Source organism: Pirellulales bacterium, assembly GCA_036490175.1.
GTDB lineage: Bacteria > Planctomycetota > Planctomycetia > Pirellulales > JACPPG01 > JACPPG01.
The window spans coordinates 1-18,429 of the sequence record DASXEJ010000356.1 but is presented as its reverse complement, the minus strand read 5'-3'; the positions used below and the strand labels follow the sequence as shown (position 1 = coordinate 18,429).

The 18,429-nt window shown below is 61.2% G+C and carries 17 protein-coding genes; 8 read left to right on the top strand and 9 right to left on the bottom strand.

Annotation, left to right across the window (positions count from 1 at the left end):
• Positions 1-45 precede the first annotated feature (45 nt).
• From VGG64_27195 to VGG64_27185, 3 genes are all read left to right on the top strand, one after another.
• On the top strand, positions 46-654 hold the full coding sequence (locus tag VGG64_27195; protein HEY1603319.1) for a hydrolase: 609 nt from the start codon (positions 46-48) through the stop codon (positions 652-654).
• Between the two features lie 31 nt (positions 655-685).
• Entirely contained in the window at positions 686-1,888 is a 1,203-nt protein-coding gene (locus tag VGG64_27190; GenBank protein ID HEY1603318.1) for an alanine--glyoxylate aminotransferase family protein, read from the top strand.
• A gap of 292 nt (positions 1,889-2,180) precedes the next feature.
• Positions 2,181-2,453 (top strand): carbon storage regulator, encoded by a 273-nt coding sequence (locus tag VGG64_27185; protein ID HEY1603317.1) that lies wholly within the window; start codon positions 2,181-2,183, stop codon positions 2,451-2,453.
• Positions 2,454-2,487: 34 nt separating this feature from the next.
• Here VGG64_27185 and VGG64_27180 read toward each other — a convergent pair whose 3' ends face one another.
• From VGG64_27180 to VGG64_27145, 8 genes are all read right to left on the bottom strand, one after another.
• Positions 2,488-3,420 (bottom strand): hypothetical protein, encoded by a 933-nt coding sequence (locus VGG64_27180; GenBank protein HEY1603316.1) that lies wholly within the window; start codon positions 3,418-3,420, stop codon positions 2,488-2,490.
• A complete protein-coding gene (locus VGG64_27175; GenBank protein ID HEY1603315.1) occupies positions 3,417-4,367 on the bottom strand; it encodes a D-alanine--D-alanine ligase in 951 nt (316 codons plus the stop codon). Before VGG64_27175 ends, VGG64_27180 begins: the two co-directional genes overlap by 4 nt.
• A 125-nt stretch (positions 4,368-4,492) precedes the next feature.
• Complete coding sequence (gene murB / locus VGG64_27170) at positions 4,493-5,371, bottom strand: UDP-N-acetylmuramate dehydrogenase (protein ID HEY1603314.1); 879 nt, start codon at positions 5,369-5,371, stop codon at positions 4,493-4,495.
• The gene (murC, locus tag VGG64_27165; protein ID HEY1603313.1) at positions 5,328-6,761 is read right to left on the bottom strand and encodes a UDP-N-acetylmuramate--L-alanine ligase; all 1,434 of its coding nucleotides are present in this window, start codon (positions 6,759-6,761) and stop codon (positions 5,328-5,330) included. Before murC ends, murB begins: the two co-directional genes overlap by 44 nt.
• 115 nt (positions 6,762-6,876) lie before the next feature.
• Positions 6,877-8,133, bottom strand: coding sequence for a UDP-N-acetylglucosamine--N-acetylmuramyl-(pentapeptide) pyrophosphoryl-undecaprenol N-acetylglucosamine transferase (locus VGG64_27160; GenBank protein HEY1603312.1), 1,257 nt, complete (start codon positions 8,131-8,133; stop codon positions 6,877-6,879).
• Positions 8,134-8,135: 2 nt separating this feature from the next.
• Positions 8,136-9,269 carry a phospho-N-acetylmuramoyl-pentapeptide-transferase gene (gene mraY / locus VGG64_27155; protein HEY1603311.1) on the bottom strand — a complete coding sequence of 378 codons (1,134 nt, stop codon included), beginning with the start codon at positions 9,267-9,269 and terminating at the stop codon, positions 8,136-8,138.
• Between the two features lie 385 nt (positions 9,270-9,654).
• Entirely contained in the window at positions 9,655-11,049 is a 1,395-nt protein-coding gene (murF, locus tag VGG64_27150) for a UDP-N-acetylmuramoyl-tripeptide--D-alanyl-D-alanine ligase (GenBank protein ID HEY1603310.1), read from the bottom strand.
• Positions 11,050-11,073: 24 nt separating this feature from the next.
• Positions 11,074-12,576 carry a UDP-N-acetylmuramoyl-L-alanyl-D-glutamate--2,6-diaminopimelate ligase gene (locus VGG64_27145; GenBank protein ID HEY1603309.1) on the bottom strand — a complete coding sequence of 501 codons (1,503 nt, stop codon included), beginning with the start codon at positions 12,574-12,576 and terminating at the stop codon, positions 11,074-11,076.
• A 388-nt stretch (positions 12,577-12,964) separates the two neighbouring features.
• Between VGG64_27145 and VGG64_27140 the strand changes: the two genes are divergently transcribed.
• Together VGG64_27140 and VGG64_27135 are read left to right on the top strand one after the other, a co-directional pair.
• A complete protein-coding gene (locus VGG64_27140) occupies positions 12,965-13,678 on the top strand; it encodes a PTS sugar transporter subunit IIA (protein ID HEY1603308.1) in 714 nt (237 codons plus the stop codon).
• A gap of 1 nt (position 13,679) precedes the next feature.
• Complete coding sequence (locus VGG64_27135; GenBank protein HEY1603307.1) at positions 13,680-14,540, top strand: response regulator; 861 nt, start codon at positions 13,680-13,682, stop codon at positions 14,538-14,540.
• Between the two features lie 50 nt (positions 14,541-14,590).
• Here VGG64_27135 and VGG64_27130 read toward each other — a convergent pair whose 3' ends face one another.
• On the bottom strand, positions 14,591-15,403 hold the full coding sequence (locus VGG64_27130; GenBank protein ID HEY1603306.1) for an ImmA/IrrE family metallo-endopeptidase: 813 nt from the start codon (positions 15,401-15,403) through the stop codon (positions 14,591-14,593).
• A gap of 754 nt (positions 15,404-16,157) precedes the next feature.
• Between VGG64_27130 and rimO the strand changes: the two genes are divergently transcribed.
• The 3 genes from rimO to VGG64_27115 form a co-directional block, all read left to right on the top strand.
• Complete coding sequence (rimO, locus tag VGG64_27125; protein ID HEY1603305.1) at positions 16,158-17,483, top strand: 30S ribosomal protein S12 methylthiotransferase RimO; 1,326 nt, start codon at positions 16,158-16,160, stop codon at positions 17,481-17,483.
• 11 nt (positions 17,484-17,494) lie between these two features.
• Positions 17,495-18,091, top strand: a complete 597-nt coding sequence (pgsA, locus tag VGG64_27120; protein HEY1603304.1) for a CDP-diacylglycerol--glycerol-3-phosphate 3-phosphatidyltransferase — start codon at positions 17,495-17,497, stop codon at positions 18,089-18,091.
• Positions 18,092-18,109: 18 nt separating this feature from the next.
• Positions 18,110-18,429, top strand: a 320-nt coding sequence (locus VGG64_27115; protein HEY1603303.1) for a hypothetical protein, incomplete at its 3' end; no start/stop codon positions are given.

The window sequence follows — 18,429 nt, the reverse complement described above, 5'->3', positions numbered from 1 at the left end:
CCGCGCGGCTAGCCCGTTGCAATGCGATGCGTTAAGCTGCTCGTTATGAACGAGAATTCATCGACTACATCGATATCGTCGTTGGCGCGCAGTCCCGAATTGATGTCGGCCGCCGACACGGCGCTATTGGTCGTCGACGTACAAGGAAAACTTATCACGCTCGTGCCAGGGCATCGTCGCATTATCTGGAACATTCGCCGTCTGATCGACGGCGCGAAAGCGCTGGGCGTTTCGATTGCCGCCACCGAGCAATATCCCATGGGGCTCGGCCCCACCGTGCCGGAACTGGTCGAGCGACTGGGGCCCATCGCGGCCAAGACGGATTTCAGCTGCTGTGCCTGCACCGAAATCATGGCGAGTTGGAAGGCGAAGGATATCTGTCGCGTCTTGTTGGTCGGCATCGAAGCGCACGTGTGCATTCAACAAACGGCCTTCGATCTGCTGGCAGCCGGATACAGGGTTTATCTGGCCGTGGATGCAATCGGCGCTCGACACGATATCGATTACCAGATCGCACTGCGACGCATGGATTCGGCCGGGGCCACACTGACGACGACCGAAGCAGCGCTGTTCGAATGGTGCGAGCGTTCCGGCACGATGCCGTTCAAGCAAATTAGCGCGCTGGTGCAGGAAAAGCCGCCAGCTGACGCCTGATGTTTTACTCCTCACTTGCTGGTTAATCCTTATGTCTGACAATGTTGTTGCCTGCGATGCCGTGGCCCCCGAACTGAAGCCCCCAGTGCGTCTCTTGATGGGGCCAGGTCCCAGCGAAATCCCGCCGCGCGTTTTAAGCGCGCTGTCGGCCAGCACGGTTGGCCATCTGGATCCGTATTACCTAGAGCTGATGAACCACATGCAGCAGATGTTGCGCAAAGTGATGCGCACCACCAACCGCATGACGATGGCCGTCAGCGCCACTGGTAGCGCCGGCATGGAAGCGACGGTCGTGAACCTGATCGAGCCCGGTGACTCGATGGTGGTATGCGTCAACGGCGTCTTCGGGGGGCGCATGTTCGACGTGGCCGAGCGCGCCGGAGCGCGCGTCACGCGGGTGGACCGCCCCTGGGGCGAGGTTTTCAGCCCGGCCGACTTGAAAGACGCCCTCGCCAAGGCGAAGCCAAAGGTCGTCGGCATTGTCATGGCCGAAACCTCGACGGGCGCCTGGCAGCCGATCGAAGAAATCTCACGCCTCGTGCACGACGCCGGCGCCCTGTTATTGGTCGACGCGGTGACGGCCTTGGGCGGCATTCCGGTCGAGGTCGATAGGTGGGAAATCGACGCTCTGTATTCCGGAACGCAGAAATGCTTGAGCTGTCCGCCCGGCCTCGCGCCGGTGACGTTCAGCCAGCGGGCGATGGATGTCGTGCTTGCTCGCAAGACGAAAGTACAGAGTTGGTATCTCGACGTGTCGATGTTGGCGAAGTATTGGGGTGAGGAGCGGGTCTATCATCACACGGCGCCGATCAACATGACGTACGCCCTGTACGAGGCTCTGCGGTTGGTGCTGGAAGAAGGGCTCGAAGCCTGCCACGCCCGGCACATGCTGAATCATCGCGCGCTCAAGGCGGGGCTGGCGGCCATCGGGATCCGATACGCAAGTGCCGAAGGGCACCAATTGCCGATGCTCAACGCCGTTTGGATTCCTGAGGGAGTCAACGACGTGACGGTGCGGAACGGTCTGTTGAACCGATTCGGCATCGAGATCGGCGGCGGATTGGGCGACTTCAAGGGACGCGCGTGGCGCATCGGCTTGATGGGGCACGCCTCGCGCGCCAATAACGTGCTCGTGCTGCTAGGCGCTCTCGAGCAACTGCTGGCCGAGCAGGGGGTCAAATTCGAGCATGGGGCCAGCGTGGCTGCGGCCAATGATGCCTTCAGGGCGAGGTAGATGCCTCGACAGAATGCTTATGTTTTGCCGTGAGAGGTATCCAACGACTCGGCGTTCGCCAGACGCCCTAGTCTTCTTATTTTCGCGCAAGATTGCACGGATTCTGCGATCTTTTTAAGCCGAGAAACTTCGCTTGCTCCGGGTTGCTGGCATCGGTATGCTTTCGCTGCCAGCTTGGTGTATTTGAGGGAGCCGAACCAGGAATCGCCGCGTTGTGTCTTGCCCACGGATTTTTGGGCAGTGACTACATTCCAAAGACGACTTGGCTAGCAACTGCGAAGGGACTCAACTCATGCTTGTCTTATCCAGGAAGGTGGGCGAGCGGATCGTCGTGGGAGAGAAGGTCACGATCACCGTGGTCCGATTGGCCCAAGGAAGCGTCCGCATCGGTATCGAGGCGCCGGCTGAAATGGCGATCGTTCGCGAGGAGCTGTTGCACGGCGACGGCAAAGGGCAACCGCGAGCGCATGCCAAAGACGGCGACAGCACATCAGAGCTCGTTACATCCGATCTCGTCGTCGAGCGGCATGTCATCGAACTCTGCGATGCGACGTCGGGCGGCTAGCGTATCCGCTTCGTGCGCACCGTAGATCGTGGTATTACTGCACGGCAGTGCCGGTATCGTCCGGATTCATGGCCGTGTGTGGTGCGGCTTCACGGCGGAGGTCAAGATCACGGCGTCCTGCCGAAACGGCGTCGGTCGTGGCGTCGTCAAGAAAAACCTTCAGCCGAGCAATCTTTTGCTCAACGGCAGGTTCGTTCGGCTCGCTGGTGCTAGGAGCGTGTCCCCACGTGATTTTGTCGGCGGCATGGCTGGTGCCGCTACGGACGGCCAGTTCAAAGAGGATCTCCGGCGTTCCGGTGGTGATCACGCCGATATGGTCCAATCGAAGCTGTTCCCAAAAATCGGCCAGCGCGGCGGCAATCTCCGCACCACCGACGACGTGCAAATCGCCCCATGGCTCGCCGACCAGACCGACCGGCATACGCGTGACGCCAGCCAGCCGTGGGTAGCGTCGGGCTTCGGCTGGCGTGAAATCATCGCGGGGTAAGATGACGCCTTCGACGTCGACCGGCTGCACCAGGCCGGGCGCGACCTCGACCATGCAGACGGGCCGGCGGTACTCAAGATTGACGTCGACTTTCGCGCCGCGCACGCTCACCCTTTTGACTTTGGCGACCCAGGGGTGCAATTCAAAGGTTTTGCTGACCTGTTCGGCCAGATGCGGGTCGTGCAGCCAGACGTTGTTCGCAAGCCCACCCTCGCGAAAGACCTGCTCGCGAACGTCGGTCGTGTGCAACCAAGCAGGGGGGGCCGTAATCGTCAGTTGATCGAGCGTGAGCCGATACTGGTCATGGTGCAGCACGTCGTGCGCGACCGAACGCCAGAGTGCATAGATTCCACCCCCCGTGGCGGCGCACAATAGCGCCACCAGAACCAGCCGGCGGGCATGCGCTCGGAGCAGCTGGCGCAATGGGGACGAAGGTGCGGGTGGCGGTTTCTTGGCCTCGACGTTCTTGGTCTGACTCATTGCAGGACCTCGCTTGTGGCCAGGCAGTCTTCCAACATCCATTCGCAAAGCGCCGCCAGATTCATGCCTCCCCGTGCCGCGGCCTTGGGCGCCAGGCTGTGGGGCGTCATGCCGGGAATCGTGTTTACTTCGAGAATCCAAGGACGGGCCATGCGATCGAGAATAAGGTCGACGCGCACCAGGCCCGACGTATTCAGTGCCTCGGCGGCCGCGACCGCCGCGTGCTCGATGTCTGCGACCGTTTCCGGCAATAAACCCGTGTCAAACCGATATTCGGTAATGGCGCTTTCGTATTTCGCTTCGTAATCGAACAGGCCTGCCGGCGCGACAATCTCGAGCAGCGGCAAAGTCTGGCGACCCAAAATAGCCACCGTGAACTCGCGTCCCACGATGAACGGTTCGACGATGACGAAGGGATCGATTGCCAATGCCGCCCGGACGGCTGATTGCAACTCGTCGCCGGTGCGGGCAATTCCCAAACCGAGGCTCGATCCTTGGCTATCGGGCTTGACGATTACCGGGAACCGCAACGAAGCAGTCTTGCTGGCGATATCGGCCGCGGAGTCGGCTTGGTGCAACAGAACGTAAGGTTGCGTCGGCACACCGACTTGAAAAAGCCGCTCTTTGCTGGCGCTTTTGCACATCGCCAGTCGCGAGGCCCGCGCATCGCTGCCGGTGAACGGCACGCCGAGCGTCGCCAGGCGTTGTTGTACATGCCCGTCCTCACCGGCGCCGCCGTGCAACGCCAGAAAGCAGGCGTCGTATTCCGTCCAGGGAAACGCTTCGAGACTCTCGGCCGCGGGATCGCAAATGTCTGCCCGATGGCCAGCCTGGGCTAGCGCCGCGGCGACTTGCTCACCGCTTGCCAGACTAACCGGACGTTCGGGGGAATCACCGCCGGCGAGCACGACCACGCGCAAGCCCGCTTGTGTAGAAACATGAACCATCGCGCCATCCTCCTTGACGGCAGACCACTGAAAAAATGTCAACTCTTGGTGGGCGTGTGCGTAACTGGCTCCGCCAGTTGTTCCTGTTTATCGGTACGTGGCACCTTTGTGGGGCCAGTGCCAGATCACCAGATTTCGATCTCGGTTTCCAACTCGACCCCTAGTCGTTCGGCGACGCGGCTGCGCACCAGATCGATCAGTCGCAGTACGTCGTGACTGGATGCCGAGGAATCGGCCACAATAAAATTGGCATGGGCGTCGCTTACTTCCGCGCCGCCTATGCGGCTTCCTTTTAGTGCGGCCTGGTCGATCAGCATGCCGGCGCTCATACCGCGTGGATTCTTGAAAATGCAGCCTGCGCTCTGGTGCCCTAGCGGCTGGTTGGCCTTTTTCACGATCCAGTACTTCTGCATCCGTTTGGTGAGTTCTTCAGGGTCTTCTTTCTCGAGTTCGAACTCGGCCTGCAGGATGGCGAGCTCGTCGAGGCTGCTTTCGCGATAAGCGAATGTCAGGTCGTCGCGGTCGCGTTCCAGAATCTCGCCGCTGCGGGTCATCACGCTGGCGCGACACGTCCATTGGCCAATGTCGCCGCCGCGGCTCCCCGCATTGCCGTGCAGGGCGCCACCAACGCTGCCCGGAATACCGACGAGCGGCTCGAGGCCGGCCAATCCCTCGCGCACCGCAACCGAGATCAAATGTCCCAGCTTTGCCCCGGCGCCGGCCGTGATCTTGCGACCTTTGGCGGCGATGGCTCCGAAGGCTTGTTCGGACAAGCTCACTACCATGCCAGGCACACCTTCGTCGCGCACCAGCACGTTCGAGCCGCCACCGAGCAGGCGGATTTGAATCCCCTCCTCGGCACAACGGCGCACCAGCGCCTGCAACTCGTCGGTCGTGCGCGGCTCGGCAAAGTACTCAGCGGCTCCGCCGAGGCGAAACCAGGTATGTTGCGCGAGCGGCTCACTCTGACGCACGATAGGTTCGAATCCTGTTAACAAGCTCATCGCATCGTTTCCGAATGTCGCCGGCACCCAGGGTGATCACAACGTCACCCGCTCGCACGGCGGCGGCTATTTTGTTCAAGATCGTCTCTGCATTGCAATCCGGCAAGGCCGTGCCCCCCAGGACCCGCACGCGCTCAGCCAGATTCTCGGCCATGACCCGTGGGGCGACCGCGGGATTTTCGCGGGCAACAAATACGTCGGTCACGGCCACCCGATCGGCATTGTGCAGGCTGGCTGCGAATTCGTCTAGCAGCGCCGCGGTGCGCGAGACCTGATGCGGCTGAAAGATGCACCAGATCCGGCGGCCGGGATACATCAACTTTGTAGCGTCCAATGCGGCGTGGATTTCGGTCGGATGATGGGCGTAGTCGTCGAGTACCTCGATACCGGCGACGGTGGCCACGTGCTCCAACCGGCGACGTAGCCCGGCGAACTGGTTTAGACCGTCTACGATTTCGTCGTGCCCAACACCGGCCGCATGACAGGCGGCCGCCGCGGCCAGGGCGTTCGCAACTTGATGACGGCCGGCCACGCGCAACGTAACCCGCCCAAAATTCTGACCCTGGAATTGAATGTCGAAGCGGTGCCGTCCCAGCGCGTGTTCGATTCGGCCAGGTCGCCAATCCGCGTCGGGCGAAAATCCGAATGCGACCAGCCGTACCGATGTATCGGTTAGCACTCGCCTCGTGACGGGACAATCGGCGTTGGCAATGATCACGCCGTCGCGATCCACTTGCCCTAGAAACCGGGCAAAGGCAGCTTCCAGGTCGAGCGGTGTGGCGTAGTAGTCGAAATGGTCAGGTTCGATTCCCAGTACCAGCGCGATTTCCGGGCGCAGATGACAAAAGTTGGCGCGATACTCGCAGGCCTCGGCCACCATCCACTCGCCATCGCCGGCCCGGCCGCCATTGGATCCTTCGAGCGGTGCGGCGCCGTAGATGACGGTAGGATCAAATCCCGCGCCGCTCATTACTTGGGCGATCATCGCCGCGGTTGTGCTCTTGCCATGCGTGCCGGCGACGGCCATGCCCCGGCACTCGGTCATCAAGGCGCCAACGACCTGGGCATAGCTTTGTTGTCTCAGCCCGCGATGGCTCGCCGCACGTCGCTCGACATTGTCTGCCGGTATGGCGTCGCTGAAGATGACCAGTTGCTCGTCACCGGCGATCTGTCGGTCGTCGTGGCCTACAAATAAGGGCACATCCCAATCGCGCATCCAATAGGCAGGCGGTGGATTTGCGTCGGTGCCGGAAATGCGCCAGCCGCGTTCGAGCAGTACTTGGGCCAGCGCCTGCATACCTGCTCCGGCGACGCCGACCATATGGGCGCGCGGCGCGAGCGCCGGATGATGCGCCAAGCAAGGCAAAGCGGTGGTTAGCGGAACGATCAAGGTTCTATCGGCTGTTGGCGGATGCGAGGGCGGGTTCAATCATTCGTGCGGAGGTGAGCGCATTGGGGCGCGTGGTGCCCTAACGACTGCAAGCGATGACCGGGGATGGTACGACTCAGGCCGCCCGAGAGTCAATGTAAGGTGGAGGGGCAGGGGGGGCTGGTGATTGTTGGTCGTTAATGCGGGCAAGTTTTCCGGAGAATTGCCTGACGATTTCGCTTATATGCCGGGCCGCGTGGGGGTGCGATAGGCATTCGAGGGCCTCGGCCATCGCCAGACACCGCCCAGGATTCGCGATCAGTTCGCGGATTGCGCGGGCCAGCTGCTCAGTCAGTGCGGCTGGTTCCCGGTTGTCGGAATCAACCACGACGGCCCCTCCCGCGGCCGCGAAGGCCAGGGCATTGTGTCGTTGGTGATCGTCGGTAGCTGCGGCAAAGGGGATCAGGATGGCAGGAACACCGAGCGCCGAGAGCTCAGCCAAAGTCGACCCTCCCGGTCGGCAGACCACGAATCGCGCTCGGGCCAGCAACGTGGGCACGTCGTCGAAAAACGGTTCGACCGTGGCGGCAATTCTCGCCGACGCATAGGCGGCCCGCGTCATCGCCACTTGGCCAGGGCCTGTTTGATGCACAATCTGCCAGTGCTGCAACTTGTCGCGCAGGGCGGTGACGACCGCTGGCATAGTTTGATTCAACAGCCGTGCGCCGCCGCTGCCACCCAACACGAGCAGGATCGGCTTTTCCGAATCAAAAGTGCGCTCCGACGGCATGTTGTCGCCAGAAAGTTGCTGCCGCTTGGCAACTTTTCTGTGGTCGTTGGCGACTTGCAAGAAACGCCTGCGAACTGGCGTACCCGTTACGACCGTGGGATATCGAGCGGGAATTCCGGCGTGAGCTGGCGACCAGCGTGTGTCCTCGAAGCTCAGGCACAACGCGTGGGCCCACGCAGCGAGTCGTCGATTGGCCCGACCGACGATCATATTCTGTTCAAGTAGTACCAGGGGCAGCTTGAGGCGCGCCGCCGCCAGTCCGGTGGGCAGACTGGCGAAACCGCCCAGCCCAACTACCAGCGACGCACGCTGGCTACGTAAGAAGTCTGTTGCCGCGCGAAACCCGCGCAGCATCCGATAGCCAAACTTGGCGGTTTCCAGTACCTGGCGAGGCGACCGTGGGCAGTCGATGTGGACGTAACGGTGACCGGCCCTTGCGACGTAGGTGCGGTCGAAGGCCGTGCCAGCTCCGAGGAAAGTGATGCGTACTCCTGGTCTTGTCGCAGCCAGCTGCTCGGCAATCGCCAACCCTGGAAAAAGGTGACCTCCAGTCACCCCTCCGGCGAAGACGATATGTGGCACGTATTCTTGGCTAGACGGCATAATCATCTCGGCAGTGCCGCATCGCCGGCAGCAACGAGTGTCGATGGCGCAGCCGGGCTTGGCCTGCTTGTTGCCAGGCCGCCCAGCGCTGCGCCCACGCCGATCGTGGCGGACACGGCGGTTACGACCCAGAAACGGCGCACGATCATCGGCTCGGGCCAGCCCAAAAACTCGAAATGGTGGTGCAGCGGGGCACAAAGAAAAATCCGCCGCCGTTTGAGTCGAAACATTCCGACCTGCAGAATCACGCTGGCGGTTTCCGCGACAAGTATGGCGCCTACGAGCGGCAGCAATAGCTCGGTGCCTGTGGCCACAGCGAGAAAGCCCAACAATCCGCCGAGCGACACCGATCCCACGTTGCCCATAAAGACCTGGGCCGGGTGCCGATTGAATCGCAAGAAACCCAGCAAGCCGCCCACAAGTGCCGCGGTGACGACAACGAGTTCCCGTGCAGGACCTTCTGCGCCAACATAGGCCACCACGCCCATCGCCGCGGCGACCAGGGCAAGGCAACCAGCGGCCAGTCCATCGAGCCCGTCGGTTAGATTGACGGCGTTCGAAGTGGCGACGATTACCAACATCGTCCAGGGGATTGTCACCAACGGCATCGCAATGAGAACGTTGCTAGCGACCGGCGACAGAATCATCGGGGACGGCGTACACCAGCCGCCGAAGAAGCAACTGGCGGGAATAGCCGCCACGAGGCACTGGCCCAACAGCTTTGCCTTCCAGCCGAGGCCGGCGGCGCGCGTGCGCAGTTTCACGAGATCATCGATCACGCCGACCAGCGCCAGGCCGACCGTGCTCGCCAGTGCCAACAGCACCAGGCGATTCACAAAATCGGTCAGCGACAGGGCGATGACTGTTACCACGGCCACGATCAAGATTCCGCCCAGCGTGGGCGTCGCGTTTTTTGCGCGGTGCAACCGGTCGAGCTCTGCTGAGCCGCTTTTCAGCGGATCGCAAAAACGCGCCTTGAGCCAACGAATGCCCGCTGGACCGCCCAGCAGAACAAGGATCATGGCGAGCGCGCCCGCGGCGATGCTGCGAAAACCCAAGTCGAGCGGCGATGTTGCGAACGGTGTCGCGCCGAACAACGGGCCGCAAGCGAGATAATTGAAGAACCACTCGAACATAGAGGACCTGGCGCTGGCGAGCATGGGGGTCGACAGGAACGAATCGCGTCGACCTGGCCCGAAGGCGCGAGAATCAGGTCTCCTCTCAACGCAACCGACACCGGCCGGGCCTGTTTTTGCCGCGACCGGTGTCGATTGGTGTTCCCTGAGCAGCCGGAGCGGCTCGCAGCCGCTCCGGCGCTCAGTAATAAGCTCCATCGCGAAGCACTTGTCGGAGCGGTTGACCCAGTAACCGCTGATTCCAACAAGTTAAATGCTCCTACCCAGGAGAGTGGGCAGCGCGCAGGTTCCCGCAAACCAACGCACTTACGATGGAGCTTGCAACTATTTGAAGTGTTTCGTTGTGATTACAAAGACGTGACGGATATCGATTCGCACTACCCGCTTAGGCAGCCCGCCGCGCTGGTGGCCGGAATCGGTCCAGCAGGCGTTCCATATTCATGGCTCGAGAGCCTTTAACCAAGACGACGTCGCCGGGCCCTACGATTTTGGCGAGCACCGGTTCGACATCTTCCGTGTTTCGACAAGCAATGGTTCGTTGCGATGGCATGCCCGCTGCCACGGCGCCGGCGACCATGTCGTTTGCATGTTCGCCACAAGCGACGAGCAGGTCGGCGCCGCAAACGGTTACGACCTCGTCCCCGGTTTGGCGGTGCAATCGCGGCGCGTCGTTTCCCAGGTCCCGCATATCGCCGCAGACCACGATCCGCTGTCCCATCGAGGGATCTTCGCGGAGGACTTCGAGCGCGGCCCGCATGGCGATAGGGTTGGAATTGTAGGCATCGTTGATCACGCGCGCCGCGCCGAATGTGCTCACCTCGCAACGCATCGGCGGCGGCTCGAAATCGGACAGGGCCTGGCTGATCTCGGAAACCGACATACCGAAAGCTCTTCCGACAGCCACTGCCGCCAAGGCGCTTGTCAGATGATGTCGGCCCCACACTGGAATGCTGAAGTGTTGATGATCGACGACGAACTGTAAGTGCCCGTCCGCGCTGCGGACGTCTGTGGCCATTACGTCGCAGTCCCCGCTGCGCCCGCACCATTCCACCACGGCCCGCGAACGTTCGGCAATGCGACGTAGCTGACGGTCGTCGCCATTGAGCACGGCCAAACCGTCGGGCGGCAGAGCCTCGAGCAACTCGCCTTTCGCTTGCGCGATCGCCGCCGGGCCGCCGAAGCTGCCCAGGTGGGCCGTGCCGATATTCGTGATTACGCCAAGGCTCGGGCGGGCCAGGCGACACAACTCGGCAATCTCGCCGCGGGCACTTGCGCCCATCTCTAACACGGCATAGGCGTCGGACTCTTGCCAGCGGAGTATCGAGAGGGGGACGCCCAAGTGGTTGTTGTAGTTTTCCGGACTAGCCGTACCGGTGAAGCGGCTGCTGAGCACTTTGTCGATCATTTGCCGGGTCGTCGTCTTGCCGGCGCTACCTGTCACGGCGATCACTCGGCCCGTAAAGCAACTGCGTTGCCAATCGGCGGCACGTTGTAGCGCCTGTGTGGTGTCTTCCACTTGCATGACCCAGCGTCCGGGGGGAGCCTCGATGTTTGGCACGTCCACAATCGCGCCGGCTGCACCCTGATCAAAGGCATCGGCGACGAAAGCGGCGCCATGATGGTGCTTGCCACGAAGCGCCCAGAAGATATCCCCGTGATGAACTTCTCGGCTGTCGATGCGTACGTGATCGAGTCGTAAAGTGGGACGGTCAATCGGACCGCCGACGACGCGGTCGGCGACCAGGATTTGTTCGAGTTCTTTAAGAGTCAGTTGAGTCATGGCAGGGCCTGCGGATCGTGTTGTTCAAGCGCTAGCGCGGGAGAGATCGTCGACGAGTGAAGACTCGTATAGCCAATGGCGGGCAACCTCGCGATCGTCGAAATACGCGCGATCATTGCCGATGATCTGGTAGTCTTCGTGTCCTTTACCCGCGATCACCACGCAATCGCCTGCGCGGGCCTCGCTGAGGGCCCAGCGAATGGCCGCGGCACGATCGAGGATTACCTGAGCGTGCGTGGGATCGTCGAGCCCGCCGAGAATCTGCGAAGCAATTTCGTCGGGATCTTCGTTGCGAGGGTTGTCGTTGGTGATGACGGATACGTCGGCGCGACATTCGACGGCACGCCCCATCAGTGGACGTTTCGAGCGGTCGCGATCGCCGCCCGCGCCAAAGACGCATAACACGCGACCTTGCGTCACGCTGCGCAACGTATCCAATACGGTTGCCAAGGCGTCGGGCGTGTGGGCGTAGTCGACAAAAACGCTGAACGGCTGGCCGCACTCGAGTCGCTCTAGGCGACCGGGCACGAACTGTACGGATTCCAGGCCGCGGACGATTGTCGGCAGGTCGATGCCGTAAACCAAACCAACGCCGGCGGCCACCAGACAGTTGTAGATATTGTGTGCGCCGATCAGCGTCGTGCGCACTGGCACTGATTCGCTGCCGGTATCGAGCAAAAATGTCTGTTCACTGGGGTATTGGGAAAGCAACGTGGCCGTAATCTCGGCCGGCGCGTCAATGCCCACGGTGACCAAGGGACCGTCATACCGCGCGGCACAGGCGCCGCTGCCCGCGTCGTCGCCATTGATGATGGCCACGCCTTCGGGGACCAGATGCTCGAGCAACCGGCTTTTGGCGGCAATGTACCGTCGTTGTGTGCCGTGGAAGTCGAAATGATCGTGGCGGACGTTTGTCACACAGGCGACGTCGACGTTCACGCCGGACAGTCGTCGTTGTGCCAAGGCATGACTGGAAACTTCCAGCACGGCGTGACTGCAACCGCCGGCTTCCATACGCGCCAGCCAACTGGCTAGCACGGGGGCCGGAGGGGTTGTGTGATCGGCCGGCGCCACGACGGAACCATCGCAATAGCCTAACGTGCCGAGAATCCCCAGCCTAAAGCCCGCGGCTGACAGAATTCCGGCAATTAAATGTGTTGTAGTTGTTTTGCCATTGGTGCCCGTGACTCCCACGACGCGCAGTCGGCGGCTAGGGTTGTCTACCAGGGCCTGGCAGAGCAGTCCGTGCGCCTCGGCCGTATCTGGCACAAAGCAGACCGGCACCGTCACGCCCGGCAAGGGGCGACTGGCGAGGATGGCCGTGGCGCCACGTGCGACAGCATCGGCAGCGAAGTCATGTCCGTCGCGTTGCGAGCCTGGCAGCGCGACGAACAAGTCGCCGCGACGACAATGGCGCGAATCGCTCGAACAGCTATGCACACGGACGTCGTCGGCGCCGAGCAACTGCGCGTCGGGCAGTAACTCGCGAAGACTGACTCCGCGGACCGAATTGGTCCGTCGTTCCATGACGTGCGGCCTCCGTGCCGGCAGTCGCGTGGACGTTTGACTTGTTTACGTTATCGCTCGTCTAGTTCCCACAAAAAGCGTTGCCTTCCTGGCTGGCTTCATGCGGGAGATTACCAAGACGACGTTGATGGCTCAGGCGTCGCGAGGCTGTGACGAGAGGGTTTATTACCGAAGTGAATCCTGCCGATCAAACAGTCGATTGGCGGCGGGGATTCTCCGAAATTCTGGTTCTGTGTCAAGGTCGGTACCGCAACATCTTTGAGAACGCCTTGGGGTAGACAAACGCGGTAAGATAACGAAACAATAATGTCATCAGTATCGCCCAGTTTGCCGAATTGATTTCCTCTCTATCTTGCGCTCGACCTCCTGCTAGCCCACGCCGCGCCATATGCCGGACGAAGACTTCGACATTGAGAGCCTTGCCAATTATTTGCACTTGGATGCTGGGCAAGTTGCAAAGCTGGCAGACCGAGGCAAGCTGCCCGGGCGCAGAGTCACTGGAGCCTGGCGTTTCTCGGCGGCCGAGATTCATCATTGGTTAGAAGATCGGATCGGACTCTCCGACGCCGAAGAACTTGCGCGAGTTGAAGTCGCCCTGGATCGCAGCGCCGCGACCGACGAGGAGACCTCCGTTTCGCTGGCCGAGATGTTGCCGCGGTCTGCGATAGAAATTCCGTTGGCGTCGCGGACGCGTAATTCGGTGATCAGCTCCATGATCGAAGTGGCGGTCCGCACCGGTTGGCTGTGGGACCCGGACAAGATGGCTGAGGCCGTCCGCAGCCGCGAGGACTTGTATCCCACGGCATTGGAGAACGGCGTCGCCATGCTGCATCCCCGACGGCCCCTAGCGAGCATACTCGATCGCCCGTTCTTGGCGCTGGGACGAACGGACCGCGGCATCCCCTTTGCCAGCCGGCGCGGATTCTTGACCGACGTGTTTTTCTTGATCTGCTCTACGGACGACCGGGGACATTTGCGAACGCTAGCGCGGTTGAGTCGGCTGCTGGCACTGCCGACGTTCTTGCCTGAATTGCGCGGCGCTCAGAATGCCATCGAGGTACAGCAGGTCATCGCGGCAGGGGAGGGAGCCCTTCCGAATTAAGATGATCGACTTATCGCAGTCAGAAGTTGCCTGGACAGAGGTTTCCGGAGGTTTGCCCGCGCGATGGCCTCTGCACGTTTTGTTGATTGGTGACGCGGCGCGCCGTGAATTCCGTGAGTGCGTGGCCCAGATTCGATCCCGCACGCAGGCCATCGAGATTGTTCGCCTCGACGAAGCGCTCGGATCAATGGCTTACGAGCCCGATTTGATCGTCCTGCTGGCAGGACGTCCCGGCGAGTTCGCCGCCGGAGAGGTCGAGCGGCTGTGGTCTTGGGCGCCGCTGGCGCGAATCGTCGCCCTTACGGGCTCCTGGTGCGAAGGAGAATCGCGGACGGGTCGCCCATGGCCGGCCGTGCCGCGCATCTACTGGCATCAGTGGCCCGCTTGGTTTGAGCGCGAAATGACAGGACTCGAACGTCATAGCGTGGGCACACTCACTTTGCCCGTAACCGCGACCGAAGAGGAGCGGATGCTCTGCACAGCAGAGTCGGCGCGCGACCATGCACACGGCACGATTGCCATTTATAGTGCCGAACTTGAAGCCCGCGACATGCTTGCCGAGGTTTTTCGAGCCTGCGGGTATGAAGTAGCGCCGATCGGCACCGTCGCGGCGTTGGCATCCGTTTCGCTGACGGCTGGAGTCTGCGATTTTTCAAATACCGACGCGGATCGATTTACGATCTTGCGAGAATTGGCGGCGCATCGCCCGGACATTCCGTGGTTTGCGCTTTTGAATTTCCCTCGGGACGAAGATCGCCAAGCTGTCTTGGAATGCGGTGCACGCGGAGTGCTATCAAAGCCACTTTCCGTCAGCGATTTGCAGGAGACCCTTGAGCGACATGTTGCGCGGGATGGAATGTAGCGGCTTCCCCGTTGGTCTCGTTGTGTTGGGGCCGTTAATGCCGTTGGTCGTTAAAGATCTTCGCGCAGCCACTGGTCCTCTTGGTCTTCGACGGAGGTATCGTCGGATTGCCACTCCTCGGCGGGTCCTTCATCAAACCCTTCTTGAAGCTCCAGCCTCAAAAGTTCTCGCTTCCAGCCTGGCTCGTGGACGGGCCAGCAGCGTATCGATGAGGTCGCTGTGGCCCGCTCGTGTACTTGGCCGCTAACGTGCGCTGCCAGCCAGCAGGCGCGCTCCTCGGGCGTCAGTGCCAGTCGGCCCCCGACGTTACCGCGACGGAACGACCGTACCCCATGATCAAAAATCGTCACGACGATTGGCAGCGAGAAGTCCAGCATCCTTCGCAAAATCAGCTCGTGGCTGGCTGTGCTGAAACGGGTTTTTAGAGCTAACAGGTCCCAGGCGGTGGCGCTGCCGCCCCGCAACAGCCAGCGTGTTGGCAAAAGGATTCGATTGGCCAATTGATTGGCGACCCATTCGCGGGCTGTTGGCGGGGCCGCGCGGGGGTCGACCGACAAGCGACGAAATATGGTTGCCGCTTCACGCTCGCCAAGTTCATGCGCCACGGCCCATTGGCGGCGCTCGGCCCGCGGTTCGGGCCGGAGCAAAATAGCCGGACGTGCGGTTCGGCCCCGGATCGCACGCAATTCGACATAGCGGGCCCGCGCGGACTGACTGGCGTCGACGGCGGTCTGGATTCCGAGTGTGGTCGCGATGCGCAGGGCATCGACCGGGGGAGTGCGGACGCCAGCCCGGCGCAGGAGTCGAGAGGCCGTGCGGTCGAGACAGGCTGCCAGTTCGTCGGCGGGTATGTCGGGAAGCATCTTGCCCCTCGGATATGTGTACTTTTGTACACTATATCTAGCAACCATGCGATCTGCCAGCAGAATCTTTGGCCAGTTTCTCATTATGGTCAGCACGCGCCGCGTTCCAGCAGGGGAAGGAACGTGGCCTAGCGCCATAGAGCGTAGGAAACGCGCGTGGTCATTGCGTCTCGCCACGCTCAAGATCAAAGGCAGAAGGATCCGCCATGGCCGGAAAGTGATTGAATGTACGGCACGAACGGCGATGTGTCGCGAAGGCAATCGGCGGAATGCCCGCTGAATGTCAAAGGGGATTTGAAATTTGTTCCGAACGCGCGAAACGCATTTGCGGTCGATGTGCGGCGGAACGAATTTTGTTGCGAGATCCTGGATCGGTGTAATAGGGAGTTTTCGACGAGAGGACAGGCGCGACCGACACACGAAACTCACGAATGGCAAAAACGGGTCGGCAGGCCCAGTCCGATTGGCATATTGTCGAGTTTAGCCGAGATAAATTAACCTGAACTGGGGGAGCAGTCCCTTGTCATGTTCCTTGCCTGACCGACAATGGGATGAGTTCCGGCTCGCCAGTTTGCCAGCCATTGGGTAGCATTTGTGGCTCGCAGGCGGGTTCTCGTCGCGGTTGCCGTCCTTGCGGTCTTTGCCTCTGGAGTGGATCACGTTGTTGCCCATTGTTGACCAGCCGAGAAAGTCGAGTGCCGCTGCACCCCCTCGCGACACCGCACCGCGCACGGAAAAAGGGACCTACTCGTTTGTGAGTCTCGGCTGCCCCAAAAATCTGGTCGATAGCGAGCGAATGCTCGGCCTGTTGCAGTTGGACGGTTATCGGCTGGTGAGTGAGCCCGACGGAGCCGACCTGGTCGTGGTCAACACTTGCGGCTTCATCGAGCAGGCGCGGCAGGAATCGTACGGCGCTATCCGCGAAATGCTGGACCTCAAGCGCCGCGGCCGTATCCGGGGCGTAATCGTCTCGGGCTGCCTTGCCGAGCGCGAGAAAGAGGCGCTGCTCGAGCAATGCCCCGAGATCGACTGTCTGGTGGGTGTTTTCGGCCGGGAATCGGTGACCAAGGTAGCCGACCGGTTGATCGGCGGTTTGCACGAGCAACGCAGCGTGTTTCAGCCGGCGCCCGCCTCGCCGCTACCGGATCGTTCGCGATTGCGCATCACGCCGCGGCATTTTGCTTTTTTGAAGATCTCCGAGGGATGCGACCGGCTGTGTACGTTCTGCGCGATCCCCAAAATGCGCGGGAAGCACGCCACCAAGCCGATCGAAGAGGTCCTTGACGAAGCACGCGAGCTCGTGGCCGATGGCGTGCGCGAACTGAACATCGTGGCCCAGGACACGACCTACTACGGTCTGGACCTGTACGGGCGGCCCCGTTTGCCTGAATTGCTGACGGAACTCGACAAGATCGAAGGGCTCGATTGGATTCGCGTGATGTACTTGTACCCTATGTACTTCAGCGATGAATTGATCGACGTGCTGGCCGGCGCGAAGCGAATCGTCCCCTATTTGGACATGCCGCTGCAACACATCAACGACACGATGTTGAAGCGGATGCAACGGCGCGTCGCGCGCAGCGAGACGGAAGAGCTGTTGAAGAAGCTGCGGGGCGCCATTCCCGACCTGGTCATGCGCACGACGTTCATAGCAGGCTTTCCGGGCGAGACCGACGAGCAATTCGCCGAGCTCGTGGAATTTGTCCGCGAGCAACACTTCGAGAGGCTAGGAGTGTTTACGTATTCGTTCGAGCCCGACACGCCGGCCGCGCGGCTGCCTGATCACATTGACGAGCAAGTCAAGGAAGCACGTCGCGATGAGTTGATGGGCGTGCAACAAGAGATTGCCCTGAATTTCAGTGCGACACGCGTCGGCCAAAAGTACGACGTGCTGTTGGACAGGGCCGTGCCCGAGGAAAAAGGGGCCTGGATTGGCCGCACCTATGCGGACGCCCCCGACGTGGATACCGTGGTCTATGTTTCAGGTAGAGGATTGCGAGCCGGTCAGCTAGTCGAGTGCGAGGTAGTGGCTGCGCACGGGTACGACCTGGTGGCAGCGGCCGTCGGCAAACCGCGCTGAGGATCATCGCCATGACGGTGAGCACAAAGAACATAGCCCGGGCCACGGCCTTCAATCTGCCGAATCAATTGACAGCCATGCGGCTGGCATTGTCAGTCGTGTTGTTCGTGTTGATTGTCTGGAAGCTGTATCTGGCCTCGTTTGTCGTGTTTCTGATCGCGGCCTCGACCGATTGGGTCGATGGCTATCTGGCACGGCGCTATGGCATGGTGACCACATTGGGGCGGATTCTCGACCCCTTTGCCGACAAAATCATCGTGTGCGGCAGCTTCATTTTTCTAGCGGCCATTCCAGAGTTGCACGATTACGTGCAGGCCTGGATGGTCGTAGTCATCGTCGGTCGCGAGCTGCTGGTCACGGCGCTGCGGAGCTTTTTGGAGCAGCGCGGAGCGGACTTTTCTGCCGCGATGTCGGGCAAGTTGAAGATGGTCTTGCAATGCGTCGCTATCGGCGTGTCGCTGTTTTATCTTTCCTATCCGCCGGACGCCGTGCCGGCGGCCATCGAATGGTTATTGATCGCCAGTGTATGGTCCGCCGTGGCACTGACTATCTATTCCGGCGTGGCCTACATTCGGACGGCCGTGAATCTGCTCGAGGGGCAATCGTAGATTGCCTGCCGGATGGGCTTGCCAGCGATTGTGGCGACCGTGGCAGGCGATGTGTTACGAACCGAGGGCGCTGACGGTTACGCGATCACTATGTTTCCTTTCGCGGCGCTGCAATTGGGAATTCTGCTGGCCATCGTGCTGGCGAGCATTCTGCTGTGGAACCATATTTTTGCGTTGCACTCGGCAGGACGTGAACTGGTTCCCTATGAAAAGCGCACATCGGTCCCGTGGAGTGGCCGAGACGTGGCACTGGTTGCTGCCGCCGTGATCGTGCTGCCCAGCATCTGCGCTTGGTTCTTTCAGCCGCACGACCCGAAAAATGAGCCCGCGGCCACGGT

Coding starts and splice junctions, on each gene's coding strand:
- VGG64_27195 (HEY1603319.1), top strand. CDS start 46: ATGAACGAGAATTCATCGACTACATCGATATCGTCGTTGGCGCGCAGT.
- VGG64_27190 (HEY1603318.1), top strand. CDS start 686: ATGTCTGACAATGTTGTTGCCTGCGATGCCGTGGCCCCCGAACTGAAG.
- VGG64_27185 (HEY1603317.1), top strand. CDS start 2,181: ATGCTTGTCTTATCCAGGAAGGTGGGCGAGCGGATCGTCGTGGGAGAG.
- VGG64_27180 (HEY1603316.1), bottom strand. CDS start 3,420: ATGAGTCAGACCAAGAACGTCGAGGCCAAGAAACCGCCACCCGCACCT.
- VGG64_27175 (HEY1603315.1), bottom strand. CDS start 4,367: ATGGTTCATGTTTCTACACAAGCGGGCTTGCGCGTGGTCGTGCTCGCC.
- murB (HEY1603314.1), bottom strand. CDS start 5,371: ATGAGCTTGTTAACAGGATTCGAACCTATCGTGCGTCAGAGTGAGCCG.
- VGG64_27160 (HEY1603312.1), bottom strand. CDS start 8,133: ATGCCGTCTAGCCAAGAATACGTGCCACATATCGTCTTCGCCGGAGGG.
- mraY (HEY1603311.1), bottom strand. CDS start 9,269: ATGTTCGAGTGGTTCTTCAATTATCTCGCTTGCGGCCCGTTGTTCGGC.
- murF (HEY1603310.1), bottom strand. CDS start 11,049: ATGACTCAACTGACTCTTAAAGAACTCGAACAAATCCTGGTCGCCGAC.
- VGG64_27145 (HEY1603309.1), bottom strand. CDS start 12,576: ATGGAACGACGGACCAATTCGGTCCGCGGAGTCAGTCTTCGCGAGTTA.
- VGG64_27140 (HEY1603308.1), top strand. CDS start 12,965: ATGCCGGACGAAGACTTCGACATTGAGAGCCTTGCCAATTATTTGCAC.
- VGG64_27135 (HEY1603307.1), top strand. CDS start 13,680: ATGATCGACTTATCGCAGTCAGAAGTTGCCTGGACAGAGGTTTCCGGA.
- VGG64_27130 (HEY1603306.1), bottom strand. CDS start 15,403: ATGCTTCCCGACATACCCGCCGACGAACTGGCAGCCTGTCTCGACCGC.
- pgsA (HEY1603304.1), top strand. CDS start 17,495: ATGACGGTGAGCACAAAGAACATAGCCCGGGCCACGGCCTTCAATCTG.